General features: G+C 59.2%; 1 protein-coding gene (cut by a window edge). It reads right to left on the bottom strand.

The window, feature by feature from the left end; translation table 11 throughout:
* Window positions 1-20478 carry the 5' portion of an LEPR-XLL domain-containing protein gene (locus tag ACQUQP_RS07570; RefSeq protein WP_432698192.1) on the bottom strand. It extends 20193 nt beyond the left edge of the window, so the window shows 20478 of its 40671 coding nt (coding positions 1-20478); the start codon lies at window positions 20476-20478; its stop codon lies off the left edge, out of view.

Below are 20478 nucleotides of genomic sequence, written 5' to 3'. Positions count from 1 at the left end.
ATCGGTCTCACCCAGTGCCGTAACGGTGATATCACCGCTGGTGATGATATGACGGCCAGTGGCAGCGATCTTGGCTGCGGTGTCCCCCTGAGAGTTGGCGCTGGCATCAGAACTCGATGCACTGACCAGGCCACCACCGGTTGAGATGACGTTTGCAATGGTGGCGTCATTACCCTGCGCCAGTACCGTGATCGAGCTGGCACCTGCAAGCTCATCGAGGCCGTCCACAACCCGGACATCACCGAGCAGTTCTGCCGTGGTAGAGCCCTTGGAATAAGACACAGGGGTCGCGCTGCCCACAGCAATCAGACCGCCTGTAGTGGCTTCGGTCTTGGCAATGGCATCGTTATCTGAGGTAGCACGAACGGTAATCGCAGCGTCCGGCGAGGCGATATCGGCATTGGAGCCGATCCGTGCCAGTGTATCGGAGTCACTGGTGATCTCAGCGTAGGCGTTGGAGTCGTTGACGCCGACCAGACCACCGGCCACCGCACTCGATACCGCCTCAGCGGTATTCGCGGCAATGGCTTCAACACGGATCGAATCCGAACCGCTGATATCGATGTTGGCATTTGCCTTGGTATCAGCACCCACCTTCGCAACCGGCTTGCCTTCGCCGATGGCCACCAGGCCGCCGGTGACGGTATCGGAGTCGGCACGGGCATCGCTGTCGCTGACCGCTTCGAACACCACGCTGCCGCTGGTGATAATGCTTGAACCGCTGGCCGCAGTCGCCTCTACCGAAGCCGTATTGGTGACTGTGGCATTAGCGCCTGCGGCCTGGTAACCCACCAAGCCGCCCCCGGCAGTGGCGGTGTCGGCCTTGGCATAATGGCGGCCCTCAGCGGTCACACTCACTGAACCTGATTCGGTGATATCGCCGTCCATATAGGCGACTACGCTGCCGCCGACTTCAGCAATCGAGTTAACGATCGCTACCGCGGCCAACAGAGCACCGCCAGCGGAGTCAACCTCGGAGTCGGCCCGGTTCTTCTGCCCGATGTGGTGTGCATCTACGGTAACGGTACCGGCCGCGACCTCAGCGTTTGAACCCAGACCCGCGCTGACATCGGCAGAGCTGGTCACCTTACTGATCGCCTTGGCGCCGGAGCCTGCCCCCAGCAGACTGATGTTGGTGATGGAAGCGTCGGCCTGGGCGTAGTTCTCGCCGGTGGCTGTGACCGTCAGGCTGGCGGCATCGCTGTCATCGTCAACCAGTTCACCGTCGAATTCGGCCAGTACCGCACCGCCTATCTCGGCAGTCGGCAACATGACGTTAATGGACACCGACAGCGAGCCACTACCGCCATCGGTATTGGCGGTAGCGAAATTATGACCGGTTGCAGTGACCGCGACGGTTCCGCTGCCCGGCAGATCGATGACGGCATCCGAGCCAACACTGGCTTCCACATCGGCCTGATCGGTGACCTGGGCGAAGGCATCGGCGCCCGCCCCCGCTGCCAGGCCGACAGCAATAGCCAGCGCATCGGCGTCGGCATTGTTGTTACCGCTGGCGGTCACAGTCAGTGAACTGGCATCGGTCACATCACCGTCCATTGTGGCGTATACGCCACCACCAACCAGGGCCTGCAGACTGGAGCCGGTAATGCCGACGATGCCGCCGGAGCCGGCGTCAGAGTCTGTTTCAGCATCATTGTCGCCAGTTGCGCTGATTGTTACCGCGCCACTGGTGGTCAGGTCGCCGCTAGCACCGACAGAGGCTGAGACGTCAGCTTCTGAGGTTACTTCCGCCGCTGCACCGGTGACCGAGAGGCCCAGTGCGCCGATACCAACCGCCAGGGTATCGGTCTCGGCACGATTTTTCCCTGTAGCGGTCACGCTGATGCTGCTGGCATCGCGTACTTCTCCGTCGAGCGAGGCATAGACACCACCGCCAACCTTGGCCTGACTCAGGAACACCGAAGCACCGGCCAGGATGCCGCCGGCTCCACCCTCAATGCTAGCCTTGGCCTGATTGCCAACGCCGTTATAGCCAGCCGAAACAGTTACGGCTCCGGTGGTCTCGATCACCGCAGCGGAACCGACCTCAGCCTGAATGTCGGCGTCACTGGTGACTTCGGAGATCGCCTGGGCACCGGCGCCGCCGGCCCCTAAAGAGACCGAAGCCACAGTTACGTCGGTCTCAGCGGTGTTTTCGCCGCCGGCGGTCACATTCAACAGGGAAGCATAACTACCCTCGGTCATCTGACCGGCAAAACCGGCATAGACACCGCCTCCGACCTTCGCCTCGGGCAGCATTACTGCGATCGACAACGCCAGTGAACCTGCGCCGCCGACAGTCTTGGCGTAGGCGTTGTTGTCTCCGGTGGCGGTGACAGTGATCGGCGCACCGCTGATATCCAACAGCGCGTCACTGCTGACGCTGGCGCTGACATCGGCGTCTTTAGTGACCTCGGCGTAGGCATCAGCACCTGCCCCTCCCGCCAGGCCTACGGTGATTGCAAGGGCATCGGTACGGGCGTCGTTGTTGCCAGTGGCTGTCACGGTAAGCGCCGTGGCATCGGTCAGATCACCATTCATGGCGGCGATTACGGCACCACCGATGCTGGCGCTCAGAGAGGAGCCGGAGATGCCTACAATGGCGCCGGAGCCTGCGTCGCTATCACTGCGGGCATCGTTGTCACCGGTGGCGGTGACGGTTACCGCACCGCTGGTGGTGATATCAGAATTGCTTCCGATGCGGGCAACGACGTCAGCCTGATTGGTAATCTCAGATATGGTTCCGGTACCCGCGGCGCCAAAACCTGCTCCCAGGGCAACCGCCAGAGAATCGGCATCAGCATCATTGCGACCGTTTGCAAGTACCTGCAACGAACTGGAACCGGTAACGTCGCCATTGAATTCGGCCTTCACTCCGCCAGCAATCGTCGCCTTGGCGAGCATCACGGAAACCCCGCCGAGGATGCCGCCGGCTCCGCCTTCGGCTTTGGCGACGGCGTAGTTCATGTCACCACTGTGGTGAGCATCAAGCTTGATGGCGCCAGCACTTATGCTCACATTGCTACCGACCACCGCTTCAACATCCGCGGTATCGTTGATCAATGCCACTGCGTCAGCTCCGGAGCCACCAGCGCCCAGAATCGATACTGCTACCACCAGCGCCTGTGCATCGGCCTTGTTGGAAGCATCGGAGGTCAGGGTAACGTCGCCTGCGGTAATCGAAACCGCGCCATCCATTCCGGTCTGCACCCGGCCGCCGATCTCTGCTGTTGGCAGCGATACACCGACCGACAACGCATAGAGGCTGACGGCAACGCCATCGGTGTCCGCAGTAGCGGTGCGGTCGGCGGTGGCATCGAGGTTGAGAGCCCCACCTCCAGTCACAGTTACCGTGGTGAGCGCCCCCTGTGAGGCCTCACCAACCTGGGTGCCGATAAAGGCTTCGGTGTTGCTAAGGACCTTGGCATTGGCGATGGCGACGTCCGCCGCCGCAGCAGCGCCAAGCGCCACACCAACAGTCTTCGCAGTGGCGTTTTCGGTGCTGTCGGCCTTCAGATCAACGGAGTTGGCACTGACTGTGGTGCTCTCACCGATGTAGGCAAGGGTGTCTCCCTCAATAATGGCGTCAGTCTGGGTGTAGGTGACCGAGATTCCACCGGCGATGCCAATACTTATCGGCGTTGCGGTGGCGGTAAAGATCGAGGTCGCAAAGATATCCAGCGGGCCACCGGTCAGCGTGACATTGGTGGTACCTGCCGGAACTTCGCCAGCCTGAGTACCGAGATAAGCCTCGGTGGTTCGATCGACACCTGCGTAAATCACCGAACCGGATCCTGCACCGCCGGCGCCCAGTGCAACCGACGTCACATCAGGCAGAGCAGTGGCGGTGGAGTCAGCGGTAACCGACATGGAGCCGGCATTGACGGTCAGGCTGCGATCGCCAAAGGCACGGGTGGCACCGCCAATGGTCGCAGAAGCGTTGACGATGGAAACCGAGAGCCCGACTGAAGCCGCTGCACCGATACCGTTAGCCTGGGCAATATAGGTGCTGTCAGCATCGATACTGACATCATTGCCGATGGCGTTGAGGGTTGAAGCACGGGCATAGGCCTGTACCGTGCTGTCGATGTCGGTCACGGCGTTGACACCGGTCCCCGCCAGACCGAACGCGAGCGTGGCGGATACAGCTGTGGCGTTAGCAATGATGGTCTGGTTCGCATCGGCATCGATGAGGATGTCACCCTCGCCATTCGCGGTCAGGGTACTGTAACGCGCAGCTGCCGTGACGGTGTTTTCAATATCGTTCTCGGACAGCGCTATACCGATGGCTACACCGGCAAGCCCGGCGGAGATGGAAACGGCAACAACATCGTTGGTAAATTCAGAGTTATCGTGGGCTTCAACGGTAAGATCGCTGGCTGAGGTGACGTTGGAGTTGCCGGTAATCAGTGCCTTCAACGCGGAGTTGGTGACGTTGCGTGCGGAGGCGCCGGCGCCACTGGCCGAAACCCCGATTGAGATAGATACCGCCAGGGCGATCGCATCGACCGTCACATCCAGATTGGAGAGCGACTCTGCATTGACGATCACGGAGCCCTGTTCCGAGGTTACCTTCGAGTTATGTATCTGGGCGCGGGTCTCACTGTCATTGCTGTTAGAGGACTCGGCAGCGGCCACCGAGATAGAACCACCGACGTAGGAGCCGCTGATCGCCAGGCTCACAGCCTTGGCATCAGCGGTCAGGGTCATATCATCGACAGCGGTGACCTCCACATCCTTGGCGACCACTGAGTGATCTTCACCGCCAGCGCCGTCGATGTCGGCCTCAACCAGGCCTTCCATGGTATTTGAGGTCAAGGCCGCGGTCAGCGAACCGGCCAGGGAGAAGGTGCCAGAAGCGGCTACAGAAATAGCTGCCGCCACACCGAGGACATCGAGTTCAGCGGCCGACTTGGCATCGACCAACAGTGCGCCACCGATATCAACCGACGAGCTGTAAACCCCAGCACGCACCGTACCGTCATAGATATTGTCAGCCAGCGATGCCGCCACGGAAATCGACACAGCCACAGTACCCGAAGCGCCAACAGCCACGCTGGCAGCAATAACGTCGGTATCGATAAAGGTGGTATCGCGAGCAACCAGGCTCAGGCCACTGAGACCTCCGCTGGTATTGGTGAAGTGACTGCCGGCTGTAACCAGGGCTTCGGTCAGGTTTGTGGTATTCACCGTCGCCTGCGAGATGCCAAAGGCGATGGATGGCGCGACTGTACCACTGGCGGCCACTGAAACGGCGGCGCCGACCGACAGAGTCTCGATGTCAGCAGCTGAATGTGCCAGCACCTGGGTTGGCGCGTCGCTGGTGAGATCCACCTCGCTGCCTGAGATCACAGACCGCACGCTGCTGCCGAAGTTGACGGTGGTCAGCGCCACGGCGCCGGCCAGCGAGACCGCTGCGGTACCACTGGCAGCAACGCTGGCAGAAGCCGCGACAGTCGTGGTGCTCAGCAATGCCTGATCGTAGGCGGTGATCGACAGGGTGTCAGCGTCCAGGTCACTGCCATTGGTGACAGAGGCCTCAATGCTGTTGTTCATTTCCGTGGTCACATCTGCGCCGCTGCCGGCGCCGGAGAGTGCGAAATCACCACTGGCGGAAACCGAAAGCGCAGCCGAGATACCCGTGGTGGTTACGCTGGCACGCTTGTCGTCAACATCCTCCAAATCACCATCGGTATTGGCATCGATGAAGTTGGCGGCATTGAGAGTGATATCGTCTGCGCCAACAGTTGAGCCATCAATCGACGCCAGCAGATCATGACTGACGCTGGTTGTCGCGGTACCCACGCTGATCGCCAGACCTATCGCAACGTTGGACGAGGCCGAAACCGTCACACTCGCCGATACGAAGGTGGTATCTACGGTGCTTATATCGATCGCCTCCACCAGCACATCCCCCGCGCTAGTGAGGGTGGAATCTTCGATCACCGCCTCGGTGTTGCCGCCGGCAGCCGCCGTGGCAACCACTACGCTCCCTCCCACGCCGAGCGAGAAGGAACCCGCCGAGGCTGAAGCACTGACACTGGCCGCCACCGCGCTGGTGGTGATATCAGTGGTATTCCAGGCCTGTACGGTGACATCGCCCGGATCGGTGATGGTCGAGCCGGTGATATTAGCGGAGGTAAGCGCCTCGGTCGTGATGCCGTCGACGGTTTCACTCATCGCCACATCCGCGGTCACTGCAGAGATCGCCACCGAGATCGCCGCGGTGTTACCGAACGACAGGCCGACCGAAGCCGATACAGCGGTCGTGGTAAGGGTCGCATCGTTGGTCGCGGTAACAATGACATCGCCCACGCTGTTGACCGTCGATGCATCAATGGTCGCCTCGACCCGGTTAAGCAGCAGGTTATCTACATCACTGCCGGAACCCGAAGCACCGATGGCAATTTCACCACCACCGGCAGCGGATATCGAAGCTGCTACAGCGGTGGCCGTGATTTCCGCATCGTTGAGTGCGGTCACACTCAGCAGGCCGTTACCTGCGTTGATGACAGAACTTTCTTCAACGGCAGCAAGCAGCTCACTCCTCAGGGTATTCTGAGACACTGACACCGCGACCGAAGCCGCAATAGATGCAGAGCCGCCACTGCTGATTGCCAGACCGACCGAGGCGGCGACAACAGTGGAGGTGATGTCTGAACTGTCCTCGGCATGAACAGAGATACCACCGGTACCGGTGACGGTGCTGGCCGAAATTACCGCAGCTACGGTGTTACTGAGATCGTTTGCGGCACCGGCACCCGAGCCAGCAAAGGAGAAAGAGATATCACCGCTGGAAGCGGAGACACTGGCCGCCACACCTGTGGAGGTGATGCTGGTCTCTGCATCTGCGGTAACCGACACCGAGGAGCCGCTGACCGTAGATCCATAAATACCTGCCTCGGTCAGACCGGAGGACTCGTTAAGGGCTGCAATAATCGAAACCCCTATCGCGAACGAAGCCGAGCTACCGACCGATACGGCAACGCTGGCGGCCACAACCGTGGCATTGAGTTCAGTTTCATCAATGGCATCGATAGTGACAGCACCGGTGGCCGTGACCGTGCTGTTTTCGATCACTGCGCGTGACTCGCCAGTGTGGTTGTTGCTGGCACCAGCACCTGCTCCCGCGATAGTGCCGGAAATGTTACCGGAAGCACCGATGCTGACGCTGGCAGCGAAGGCTGTAACGCTGGCATCAACCGAAGAGTTCAGATCGATATCGACGCTGCCGCCGGTCACGATGGTCGAGGCGAGAATTCCGGCAGTAACACTGGTGCCAATTTCATTGGTGGCCGCTGCAGCACTCACATCAGCGCCGAACGAGATAGTACCGTTGGAGGCCGTGATGCCTACTGCCACCGAACCAGAGGTGGCATCGATCATGGTGGTGTTGCTGGCACTGATCACTACACTGCCGACGGATTCATCCTCCGGCGTTGTGCTATTGCGGATTACCGACTCAACCAGGCCGTTAACGCTATTCTGTACCACCGCCACGGTAACGGAGGCGCCGACAGTAATGGTACCGCTGCTGCTCGCGGTGATATTCAACGTGGCAGCAAGCCCGAGCACATCGATGGTACCGGCGGAATCAGCATTGATGTTCACCTCACCGTCGACCAACAGCGTGCTGCCATCGACCCTGGCCCTGGTCTCTGTGTCGATGATGTTATCGGCCGTGGCTACGGTAACAGTAAGACCGATGGAGCCGCTGCTGCCGCTGGTGATCGCAGCGGATGCGGCGACCACATTGGCGTTAATCGTCGCGCTGTTGGTGGCATCGATATCCGCATAGCCACCGAGAGTCAGTGTCGAGCCATTGATCGCCCCAGCGTCAATGCTATTGCCTATGTCGTTAAGGGCACCGGCGCCCGTACCTGTGCCATTCAGGGCGTAGGAGCCACTGTTGGCCACAGTAATCGCCGCAGAGACCGCATTGGTACTGATGGTAGCGGTGGATTCAGCATCGGCGGTGAAGTTGTCCGTGGTCACAGTTGAACCGTCAACCACAGCCCTGGTGGTGTTGTCGACATAGTTCTTGGCGTCGGTGGCGGTAATGCTCAATCCACCGCCGCTACCGCCACTGCTGGAGCTGACACTGATCGAGGCGGCAACGATATCCGCCGTTATCGTTGTATTGTCGGTGGCCGAAAGGCTGACGCTGTCGCTGACACTGACACTGTCAGCGGTGAGGCTGGCGCCGCCTTCGATAACGGCTTCGACAGTGTTATCGATATCGTTGCGCGCCAGCGAAACGTCGGCTGAGAAAGTGGCCGACGTACCACCGGAGGAGGTGCCAATGCCCAGGGATGCGGAAACCGCCAGGGCATCGATGGTGGCATTGGAAAGTGCTGTCAGCTCGGCGCTACCCGCTTCGCTGGTCACCTGTATGTCGTTGATCGCCGCGCGGGCGGTATTTTCGATATCGTTGTCGGCATAGGCCACACCGATATCACCGGACACCGAGGTACTGCTTGAGCTGATTGAGAGGCTGAATGCGGCAGCAGCAGCATCAGCGGTGATTTCCGAATTGTCGGTCGCGCCCAGAATCAGATTGCCTCCAACGCTAATGCTGGCATCGGTGTCAGCGATATCCTCTATCTCGGCAACAGCCGAACTGGTGATCGTGTTAAAGGTCAGGGCGCCCGTAGCAGCGGCGCTGATCGAGCTGGAACTGCTGGACTGGGACAGTGACAGAGCAATACCAAATGCCAGCGCGTCAATGGTAGAACCGGTCTCGGCGGTGACACTGAGCGCACCGTCGGCAGTCACGCTGGTTGACGACAGAAGCGCTTCGGCGGAGGAGTCAATCTCGTTAACTGCAACCGCAAAGCCGAGGGCTACACCTACATTAGTGCCGTCGTTGGATACCGCGACAGAGACCGCAGCAGCACCTGCAGTGGCCGTGATATCTGCCGTATCGGTGGCAGTCAGCGTCATGTCACCCGAGATGTTGAAGCTGCTCGGGTCGATAACTGCTTTGGTCTCGGATGAGATGAAGTTGCCAGAGCCTGAACCGGCACCCGTCAGAGCCAGGGTGCCGCTGTTGGTCAGTGCACCGGCGATACCGAGGGTAAATGCATCGATAATGCCGCCAGCCGTGGCACTCACGGTAACATCGGTAGTGATCGGATCGTCATCGTCGTCCAAGCCGATGGCGCTGACATTCTGCAGCTCCGCGGTGACGGTACGAGTGATATGGTTCTCAGCGGCCGCAGCACCGACAGCGATAGACCCCAGGCTGCCATTGTCGCCCGTGGACACCGCCAACGCGCCGGAGCCAGCGTCGGCATCGATGCTGCTTGTATCACTGGCCAGGACTGTGATGCTGCCACTGGCGTTCAGCACCTTGATGCCCGAGGGGTTCATGATTCCGGCTTCGGTGGTTGCGGAGATAAAGTTGCCGGAACCCGAGCCAGCCCCGCCGAAAGCATCGCCACCGCTGGTGGATACCGCTGCGGAACCGGCAATGGTCAGCGCATTGATCTCGGCATTATTATTGGCAGCGGCGCTGAAGTTTCCGGAGGTTATGCCGGTATCTGTCGCTTTGGCACTGATGGTCTGCGTAAGATCGTTAACTGCCACTGAGGCGCCGACAGAGCCGGCTGTGGTGCCGTCACCACTGGTGATTGTTATAGCCACACCACCGGCATCGGCGGTGATGCTGGAGTTATCATCGGCGGTTAGGGCAACGGCCCCCGTCGTGGAAACTGTACTGTTGGCACCGATCTCGGCGCGCGATGCGGTCTCGACGATGTTGACAGTCACCGCGCCAGCGCCGGCGAAAACCACCGAGCTCGACTGGTTATTGTTGCTGGAGGATCCGGTGTCGATCACGCCGGCTACCGCGATAGTAACCGCGTCGATATCGACTTTCGCATCCGTGTCGAGGCGAACACCTCCGTCAGCAGCGTTCAGGGTGTTCTCGCCAAGCGCCCGCGCCCAGACAAAATTGTCGACCTCGTTGACGGTAACCGACCCGGTAACTCCGGCATCACCGCCCACGGTAATAGCCAAGCCGCCCGTCACATTGGTGAGGTTGGTTTCATCCGCACCGCGCAGCAGGATACCCTGGTCGTCATTGGGATCCGTGTTAACTTCGTTAACGTCGGCATCGACACCCAGGGTGGCCTGGGTTGCCCCCTTGAGCACCGCAACGCCCACCGAGGCGGCGATGCCGACCTGGGTGCCGCCATCGGAACTACTGCCGCCGGATCCGCCGCTGTTACCGCTGTTGTCCGAACCGAGAGAACCGGAGGCCGCCACGGCCACCAAGAGCACATTCTCGTAACTGGTCGCGGTAACCGCCAGACCTCGGATAGATTCGCTGCCCTGATCACCATCGCCGTCGAAAATGCCATCCCTTACGTCGACCGCAGTGCCGTTACCGCCAGCACGAATATCGGCTCCATCTCCAACGATCGCCAGCGTGTTGTCGATATCGACGAGAACGCCAACGCTGATACCCACCGAGCTGCCGCCGCCGAATGACAGGCCCAGAATACCCGCAGCACTGTCGATGGTGGTCTTACTGTTGGCGGCGACGACAACGCTGCCGTCTGCATCGATATTTGCTGTGCCAGCTTCTACCTCATCTGCATTCGGATCCCTGCCAACCAGCGCACGGGTATCGGTCAGATTAACCAGCACGTTAAGTCCGCCGGCACCGGAGGTACTGTCACCCGCCCCGGCGTTAACCGTCAGTTGGAAGAACTCCTCCTGACCATCGGCCTCAACGATGATGTTGCCGCCGGCATCGACGAGTGTTGGAACGTCCACATCGTCTGAGGCTGAAATGATCGCTTCAGTCGTCTTGGTCACCACCGTCACATCAAGGCCGACACCGACCCCGGCGCCCTCTTTCTGGGTACCGAGGGCGATGGCCAGAGCACCGGCAAAATCGATGATATGAGTGCTGTCCCCGGCAACGACTGATACATCCTCATCAGCGGTAACCTGAGCCCCTGCACCGATGCTGGCGCGGGTGACCGGTGTAAAGATATTGATTGCTGCGGAGCCTGCTCCCGCATCACCGCCCGAACCTATAGCTGCACCGATCACCAGGGTAGTGATATCGATGCCGGTCGACGCATCGTCAATAAACGGGGAAATAATTTCCAGGGGTACTATCGAGGTCTGGGCCGACACGTTGACACTTCTGCCGGTACCAAGACCGCTGTCGGCATCAACGGTTGCTCCCGCGCCGATGCTGGCAAATGTCTCGGTATCCACGAAGTTCACGCCGACCGCAGCACCGACGGTTGTATCGCTACCATTACCACCACCGCCGCCACCGCCAGTGGTGCCGAACGCCAGGGCACCGCCGCCTGCTATGTTCTGGATACCGATATTCTGACGCGCCAAAACGTCCACATCACCGCTGAGTGCCGTCAATTCCGCATCGTCAGCAATAATGGCGCTCACGGTGTTGGGGTCAGCCGCCGAACCGATGACATTTATGCCTACTGCACCGGCGATACCATAATCCGCGTTATCACCGGAGCTACCGGTTCCGCCATTGCTACTGCCGCTACCGCTGCCGGTTTGAACCGCGCCACTACCGGCCAGCGCCAGGGTCTTGAATTCGTTGAACTCGCCGTCGGTGGTACCGGCCTCCACCCTGACCGATCCAGCCGTGGTGGAGCCATTACCGAGACGTGCGGTGGTTTCCATCAACGCAACATTGAATGCCACTGCAGCACTGACAGTATCGGCGGAGGTGTCGGTAAACGCGAGACTGATCGCCTCGGTCTGGGAGTCCGCATCACTGATTGCCTTAACGACGAGATCGCCCTCAGCATCGATGGTGACCCCATCGGCGATCTCGGCACTTACATCTGAAACGATTACCGAACCGGCCAGGGATCCGGCTACCCGCAATACACTACCGGAGGTCTGAGTGCTGGACTGCTGGGCATTTCCGCCCTGACCACCCGGATTGCTTGTTTGATTCTGAGATTGCTGATTCGCCCGTGCCACATCGGTTTGCGGTGTGGGCTCCGTCAGCGAACTGTTGGTGCGCGTATTGACGAAGCTGGTCTGACTTGAGGTCTCTTCCTGAGCGGTACTGCCGCCGCTGGATTTGGGTTTCGAGCCAGTAGCACTGCCGGTCGACAGTGCTGTCGCAGTGATCAGGCTACCGGCCTCGACTTTGACGTCGTTGGCCGTAGATTCACCGGTTGAGACATCGCGCGCCAGCGATGCGGTGGTGTCGTCCTCAACCCAACCCAATGACAGCGCTATGCCAACCCCCGTCTGACCGCCATCAACCTCGGCATTGGCTTCGGTTGCCATAACCAGGCCGGCATCGGCAGTGATCGAGAGGTCACCACTTACATCAAGAGCAGCCCCATCCAATACTTTGGCATTGGTGGTGTTGTCAGAGATACCAAGAGCGAGTGATCCACCCACCGAGGTACCGCCACTCGATGCGGCACCCGCCTGGGCCAGAGTCACTGTTCGGTGACTGCTATCCGCGTCAACGCCAAGATCATTGGCACCGGTCACAGTCGCCAAGCTATTGATCTGCGCAGAGGTATCATGCGCTGCGTAGGCGATGGCGAAGGAAAGACCAACACCGGTCGTTGATCCGGTAGCCGCTGTTCCCGGCAAGGCACGTGTCAGCGTATATGTGGTCGCTTCTGCGTGAATACTTGAGGCGCCAACATCGCTGTTGCCGTCGTTATCGGCATCATTGATAACAATGACGACGTTATCAGCATCCTCGGCATCCTCGCCGAAGGACGCCAGGGTCTCACCCCTGGCGATATTGACGGCGACAGAACCGGCCACACCGGTCTTACCGCCAGCAGCACCAGAGCGTGCATCCACATTTGCACCATGACTGGCGTTGATCAGGGCATGGTTAGCACCTGTGCCTGCGTCAATCAGCTCGATGGCATCACCAACCAGCGCCTTTTCATAACTTTCGGCCAGCTTCAGTTGGCCATCCTCGATGATGGCGTAGTAAGTGGTGTCATCAGCCAGCGGCGTGATGGCTGTGCTGGCGGGCCCAACCTCGTAGCGCACCGCATCGCCGGTGGTGAGTCCGTTAGTGTCATCAAAATCAATTTCAAAACGGCTTTCAGCAGGGTTAAAGGTAAAAGCGTCAAACCCGGCCGCTGAGCGGTCCAGCTCATGCGCACCGCCGAGTCCCTGATCGCTGAGATCGATAGCCTTGCCGTCGTTGGCGTCATCTGCGCTGGCGGCAAGCTTGATAAAGCCATCATCACCGACGATCACGTAGTAGGTTTCGCTGTCGCTCAGTCCATCGATAGCGGTGCCACCGCCATCACTGTAGACAACCTCCTCACCGGTGGTAAAAGGATCTTCAAGCTCGCCTACATAGATCGTATCGTCGTCTACGTTGACGACCTGTTTCTCGGTAACCTCAAAGTCGTATTCGCGTTCGGCCATCACCGCTTCTGCGGATACTCCATCACCTTCAACGCTGGCGTCCGTAATAGTTGCCTTGTTGTTGATATTGGAGACGTTTACGCCTACTGCAGCCCCGATATTGGTATCGCTGGCACTGTTACTGGCGGCACGGCCGTCGGCCAGCGCAGCCGCATCGGCGTTGGACTCGCTTCTAACGCTGACCGAATCGTCCGCTACGACATTTGCGGCATCACCCTGCCCTGCAATCTCGGCAACGGAAGAGCTATTGGAAATATTGATAGAGATTGCAGCGGCGACGCTCAAAGATCCGCTTGAGGTCGACGTATCGGGCGAAGACTCCTCAGTACCACCGGTGCTGTTGGCATGTCCAACCTGACTGTCGGTCTGGTTCTGAACGCCGTTTTCTTCAGTACCTTCCGCCCCATCTTCCTTCTCGCCGGTGGCACTAGCCGTTGCGGAGGACTGGCTGGAAGTGAGCGCACGCGACAACACGGTCACGCCACCGGCAGAGGTGGTGACCTCACCCGCGATGCGGGCAAGCACGCTATCTTCGGCAATAGTCAGGGCCAAAGAGGCACCAATCGCTGCCTTGGTGGCGTCGGCGCTGCCTTCGGCATCGGTGGCGGTATCAGCCTGCAGGGAGGCTGAAACGGAAACATCGCCTGAGCCGCTTATAACAGCCGTATCATCGATCAGAGCCGTTACACTGTTCTGGATAACCGCAATAGCAACCACCGGGGTGACCGCAGTCCCCCCCTCGGAGCCACCGATAACATTGGCATTGGCTTCATGCTCCGCATTTGCAGTAAGGGCCAGCTCGTCGATGCTGGACACTGTTGCCAGGTTGGCAACGGTTGCAGAGGTGGTGGTATCGGCTGCGTTGACCGCAACGGAGGCACCAACACCGATGGTGTCGCCGGTTTGCGATGACTGCTCTGTTTGACTGCCCTCGCCATTTGATTCGGAGGTTTGCTCTTCGTCGGCTTCACCCTTTTCCTGAGCTGCTTCAGCCGATGCCAGGCTACCGGTGTTCGAGTCGGCCATGATGGTCACCGACCCGCCAGACATATTCGCGGTCACCTCTGTTGAACCGTCACCAAGCGAAGCCTTCGTCTGAATATCAGAAAGATTGAGCGCGAAGGAACCGGCGACACCCAGGTCACCACCGCTGGCACCTGAAGTCGACTTGGCATAGAAATCATGCATGGCATCTTCGTCGCGCTCAAACATCAACGCGGTGATGTTGAGTCCGTCCGACGTGATGCTTGCATCGGTAACAGTGGAGTCGACGGTACCATTGGCAAAGTTAAGAGCCACTGCAGCGCCCACCGAACCGGAACCGCCATCCGCGGCCTCCCCGCTGGCTTCTGCGCCGGCATCGAAGTTACCTTCGGCAACACTGGACACCTCGCCGTCCGCATTGACAGTAACGCCATCAATCTTCGAGCTGACATCCAGAGAGCCGATATTCAGACTGATCGCCGCAGCCACAGCTATTGGACCGTCTGCAGTCTCTGCATCCGGCGCTGATGTCGTCTCTGTGCCTGAACCTTCAGAGGTACGGGACGCAGTCTGAGTGTTGGCGGTGTTGAGCTGGCTCTGTGAGGCGTCGTTTACGCCATTGTCGTCGGCTGCGCTTCCTTCATCCTCTTCTTCCGCCCCCGCAGCCGAAGCCTCAGCTTCGGTGCGTGATGCAGCAGCTCCCTGTGCCAGAAGGAATAAACCGCCGCCGCTGGAGGTCAGACTACGCAGCAGGGTTGCAGATACCGAATCCTCGGCAACTGTTAGCCCGAACGATATGCCGATGGCCGCGCTAGAGCCGGTGGTATCGCCCTTGGCTGTGGTGACCGTCTCGGCAACATGGAGGGCGTGTACCGTCAGATCGCCGGTAATTGTAAGAGCCGTACCCTCAGCTACTGAAGCGAGGGTGTCATTCTTCGCAACGGAGATGGCAACGACAGGCGAAACCGCTGTCCCCCCCTCGGCGCCGCCTTCGACATCGGTACGCATACCGTAGGTACCGTCTGCGTCGATCAGGATATCATTGGCGCCATTCACCAGGGCCGTACCGGCAAGGGCTGCGTCAGTACTGTTATCCGCTATGTTCAGCGCGAAGGAAGCACCAACACCGATATTGCCGGCGTCGGACTGTTGCGCGCCGGCATCGGCACCGGCGAAGGTATCGGAAGTTGCAGTCGCGGCCAGGATGCCGACGTCAGAATCACCATCATCACCATCCTGCATATTCAGCGTCGAGCCCTCGCCGAGGCTTGCGCTGGCGTTAATCTCCGCCACGTTAATGGCGATTGAGCCAGCGATGCCAAGATTGCCGGCGCTCGCTCCGGAGGTGGCATCTGCTGCGGCCCGGCTGGTGGTTTCGATCAGGGTATGATCGCCGCCGCCGGGGCTGGTAAGTTCGATAGTCTCGCCGTCGAACGCCTCGTCGCGGCTTTCGGCCAGCGACAGCTTGCCGTCCTCGACAACCGCGTAATAGGTCGTGCCGCCGGTCAGTCCGCCGATATCGCCACCACCGCCGTTTTGATAAACCACTTCATCGCCGGTGCGCAGGAAGTCGACCTGATCGGAGGTCAGCAGGAACAGATCCTGCGCCGGATCGAAGGTCATGACGGTTCCGTCCTCGGCAACGCCGTCGGAGGAAACGGTCAGTGTATGGCCAGTACCAGCACCGACGCTGGTGAGATCGATGGCTTCCGGATCGGGCTGCGTCGCATGCGCCTCGCTATCAGCCAACTTGATGCGGCCGTCTTCACCCTGAATCACATAATAGGTGTCGCCGTCGGTCAGGCCTTCGATGTCAGTGCCGCTATTGTTATGGTAGATAACCGCATCGCCGGTCGACAGATCTTCAGCGGCATCGCCCAACAGGATCGAATTATCGACGATATCGACCACTTTCGGATAAAGGTCGTCGTCAGGATTGAAGGCCAGGACGTCGCCGTCCTCGGCAACGCCGTCGGAAGAACCGGTCAGTGTATGGCCCGTACCGGCGCCCACACTGGTGAGATCGATCGCTTCCGGATCGGCCTGGATCGCTTCCGCCTCGGTCTCGGCCAGCTTGATGCGGCCATCCTCGGCCTTGATTACATAATAGGCAGTGCCGTCGGTCAGACCTTCGATGTCAGTGCCGCCGCCGTTATGGTAGATAACCGCATCGCCCGCCGTCAGGTCGTTTGCCGCATCGCCCAGGAAGATCGTATCGTCGCTGACATCGACGACCTTGCGCGAGTCAACCGACAGATCGAATTCACCCTCGGCCATCCCTGCTTCCACCAGCAGACCATCACTGGTGATGGTGCTGTTGCCGGTGCTTGCTGTCGTCTGCACGTCGGCATAGTTGATCGCCACCGCGGCACCGACAGTGCCAGAGGCGCCATCGGCGGCACTGCCATCGGCAATGGCATGTGAATCCACGTTACTCAGCGCCTGCAGGGTGACAGAGTCATCGGCAGTGATCTGGACTGCGTCGCCAAGCTCGGTACCTATCTCGGCATTCTGGACATTGATGGCGATACCGGCAGCCACCGACATGGAGCCATCTCCAGACGAGGCATCAGGTGCGGTGGTGGTGCCGGATCCTGAGCCGCTGCGATCCGTCGCCTGTTCATTTGCGAAGTCTGTTTGAGCCTGGCTTTGCTGATTAACCTGATCGTCATCCGCCGCGTCTCCGGTGTCCTCTTCGGCAGCACCAGCCGCACTGGCGCTGGCTTCTGTGCGGGAACGCATGATGCCGGCGGATGCAAATGCCAGGGCTCCCCCGGTGGTGGTGATATCACGCAGCAGCCGCACCATTGAGGACTGCTCATCAATAGTCAGAGCGAAGGATGCACCTATTGCAGCATTACCGCCTTCTGCATCCCCCTCGGCTTTGGTTGAAGCATTACTGGTAAGGCTGGACTCCACATCGATATCACCGGCAAAGGTCAACAGATCACCGGTGCCGATGGCAGCTTCGGTATCGCTGAACAGCATCGTGATCGCCACAACCGGTGTCAGGACAGTAGCCGATGATCCAGCCGCTTCGGCACCACCCACAGCGGTGGTATCAACCGTCTGAGTGCTGCGGGCACTGACAAAGAGCGCATCTCCGTTAGTAAGCAAAGCGCCGTCATCGACGACGGCACGGGTTTGAACATCGACAATGGCAAGCGCAACCGACGCACCTATACCCAGGCTTTCCGCCGTCACGCCATCCTCATCCGGAATAGCGCTGGTGATGATGTGAACATTAGAATCGGAGTCTATGGCCAGATCCGATCCCATCAGATTTACCGTTCCCCCAACCAGGGCCTCGACGCTGATGGTCACCGTATGGATCGCCAGAGAGCCGGCTACGCCGGTCTGGGCAGAATCGCCACTGCCTGACGTTGCCTCTACCGAGAACGTATCATCGGCATCCATAAATGCAGAGACGGCCACCCCATCCGCTGCCGAAATGCTGCCGCCGGTAATTGAGCTGGAGACAGTGGGATCAACTATTCCGATCGCTACCGCGACGCCGACGCCAGTGGCGCCAGAGCCTGTGTTCGAGCCATTGGCGGACGCGTAAACACTGTCGTTGCTGATGGCGACAACATTCAGGCTGCCAGCAGAAGTGATCGCACCGCTTGTACTGATGGATGTCGTCGTGGTCGGGCGATAGTCGGAAACGACTACGGCGCCAGCAAAGTTGACAGACCCTTCGCTGGTTTCAGCATTATTGCCGGCAAGCTGTTCTTCAGACTCATTGCTGCCGCCGTTTGCTTCAGCACCTCCGGCGGTCGAAGTTGCTGTGGTCTTTATATCTGCAAGAAGTGCGGAAACTAAATCAATCGAGGCAGCATCAATGCCACTATTCCCGGTAACGTAGACCCCGGTATCGGCATTGACCACCGTCACTGCCACAGAGGCACCCGCGTCGCCAGCCGAGCCATCCGCTTCGCTGGTCACCCCCATATCGGTCGCGGCATTAAGCGTTAAAGCGCCATCCGCACTGATATTGCTGTCGCCATAAACACCGACAGTAGAGTCAGTGAATAGGGTGGTAATGGCGATAGCTGCATCCAGCGTTGCCTGATCATCGTCGCTATCAGCAGCATCGTCCGCAATAATGGTGAAATCCACCAGGGTATCGATATCGACCGCGCCCGTTGCGGACAGGCTACCAGCCGCCAAAGCGTTATCAGCATCGCCAAGTGTTACCAACGCTTTAGGCAGCGCAACCACAAGCGCGCCACCTATAGGTCCAAGATCAAAAGAAGAGGCAGTAATATCGGTGAATGCAGTAGACGACAGCGCGACATCACCGGCTGAAGCGACTACCGAGCCAAGGACTTCGATTTCGGCATGGGGAGCCGCAAGGATTACACCTTCGCTCAGCTCAACCGGTATCAATCCGTTACCGCTGGCATAAGCATCAAATTCGACCGATGTACCTGTGACCGAGGCCCCTTCCTCCACAGTGATCTGTTCAGTATTGATGTCGATGATGCCTGCTGTGAAGTCTGCGTTGGTGGCACCATCGAAGATGACGTGGTCTAATCCCGCGTCTCCGTTGACGGTAAAGCTTGCGGCACCGAGGTTCACCGCTCCTTCGACGGTAAGAATATCGCCCTGTACATACGCAATTGGATCCAGGAAACCCAGGTCAAGCGAGATATCGCCCACATAGTCATCAAGATTCGGGAAAACGCCGTCATCAGCCCCCATGTTTATGGTGAGGCTGTTTGTTGGTGTAGCGAAGTCAACACTTTCGAAGGTGCCCAACGAATCGATATAGACTCTTCCGCCACTTTGCGTGACTGTTGCCTCGTCAGATGCTGCTGACAGGTCCACCATCACATCACTGGCAGTCCCACCGACAGTGATCGGTTCCAGCCCCGCATAGAACAGGATATCGCCATCTCGCTCCATGGTTCCCGAATGGGCATCGAAGGCGGTATAGCTGACGCTGTCATAGATACCGCCTGACAGCTCCATACTGTCAAAACCACCCTCGCCGCCATCCAGCACACCAGTCAGCGAGCCGGTGGCGGTAACGATAAAGTAATCCTCGTTATCGGCCTGGCCCTGCAGGTTTTCGATGGAGTCAAAGAATACACCGGCCACATTACCGGCATCGGCGCCATCGATGGTCCAGGTGGTGTTCTCGGACGGGCCGACCAGCGTATCCATCCCCCCTTTGCCGAGAATATTGATCAGCCCTGCCGCACCGGCATCCACGGCATCGATGTAGAAGGTGTCGTTGGCGGCGGAACCTTCCAGGTCTATGTCACCCGCCAGCCCCAGACGGTAGCTGCCGAATGCGGAGGTGCCCGCGGCGTCGATATCGACAAAGTCATCGTTGGCGGCAGAATCCCAGATGCGGATCGCCTGACCGGCCCCGGTATCGTTGACGAAGGCTCGCACGACGACACTGGTGCTGTCCTCAACCGATTCGACCCCACTAAAACTGATCAGGCCGGTTTCAAGACCGGCCGTTTGAGCAACCACACCACTGGTTTCAGTCAATGCCCTCAACACCGACTGATCCAGTCCCGAGCCCGTCAATATCAACGAGTCCTCGCCGCCATCACCGTCAAAATAGATCGGCAAGCCATTCATGAAGCCGTCGGATACATCGATGGTCAGGCGGTCGGAGCCACTGCTGCCGGTTATGCGAATTTCGCTGGTTTGCTGCAGCGCCCGTTCATTGACCAGCTCACCGGTATCATCATCGTAGATCTTGTAGAGCTGGGTCTGATCGTCGTAACTGAGGGTGAAGGCATCGCCATCGGTGCCGGTCATCTCGGCGCTGAGCGGAATAAGATCAGCGGACAGCAGATAGCGCGGTTCGATCGCTTCGAGTTTAACGGCGGATACTGAAACGGGACGCTTGAAGCGGTTTATCCAGGATTTTCGCTGGACACGGTTGCTGCCCCGACCGCTACGGCTGAAAAACTGGTGTCGGGTTCGCCCTGCCAGCCAGGACAGAGTAGGAAATGAATCGGACCGGAATTTCGGCTTGAAAGCCGGGATGACGTTGCTAAAAAACCGGTTACCCTTTGCAGACTCTTTCTGCATACCGAACGGATGAGCCAT

The sequence above is a fragment of the Marinobacterium sp. YM272 genome (genome assembly GCF_050908845.1).
GTDB lineage: Bacteria > Pseudomonadota > Gammaproteobacteria > Pseudomonadales > Balneatricaceae > Marinobacterium_D.
This window is presented reverse-complemented; position numbering and strand designations above follow the sequence as displayed.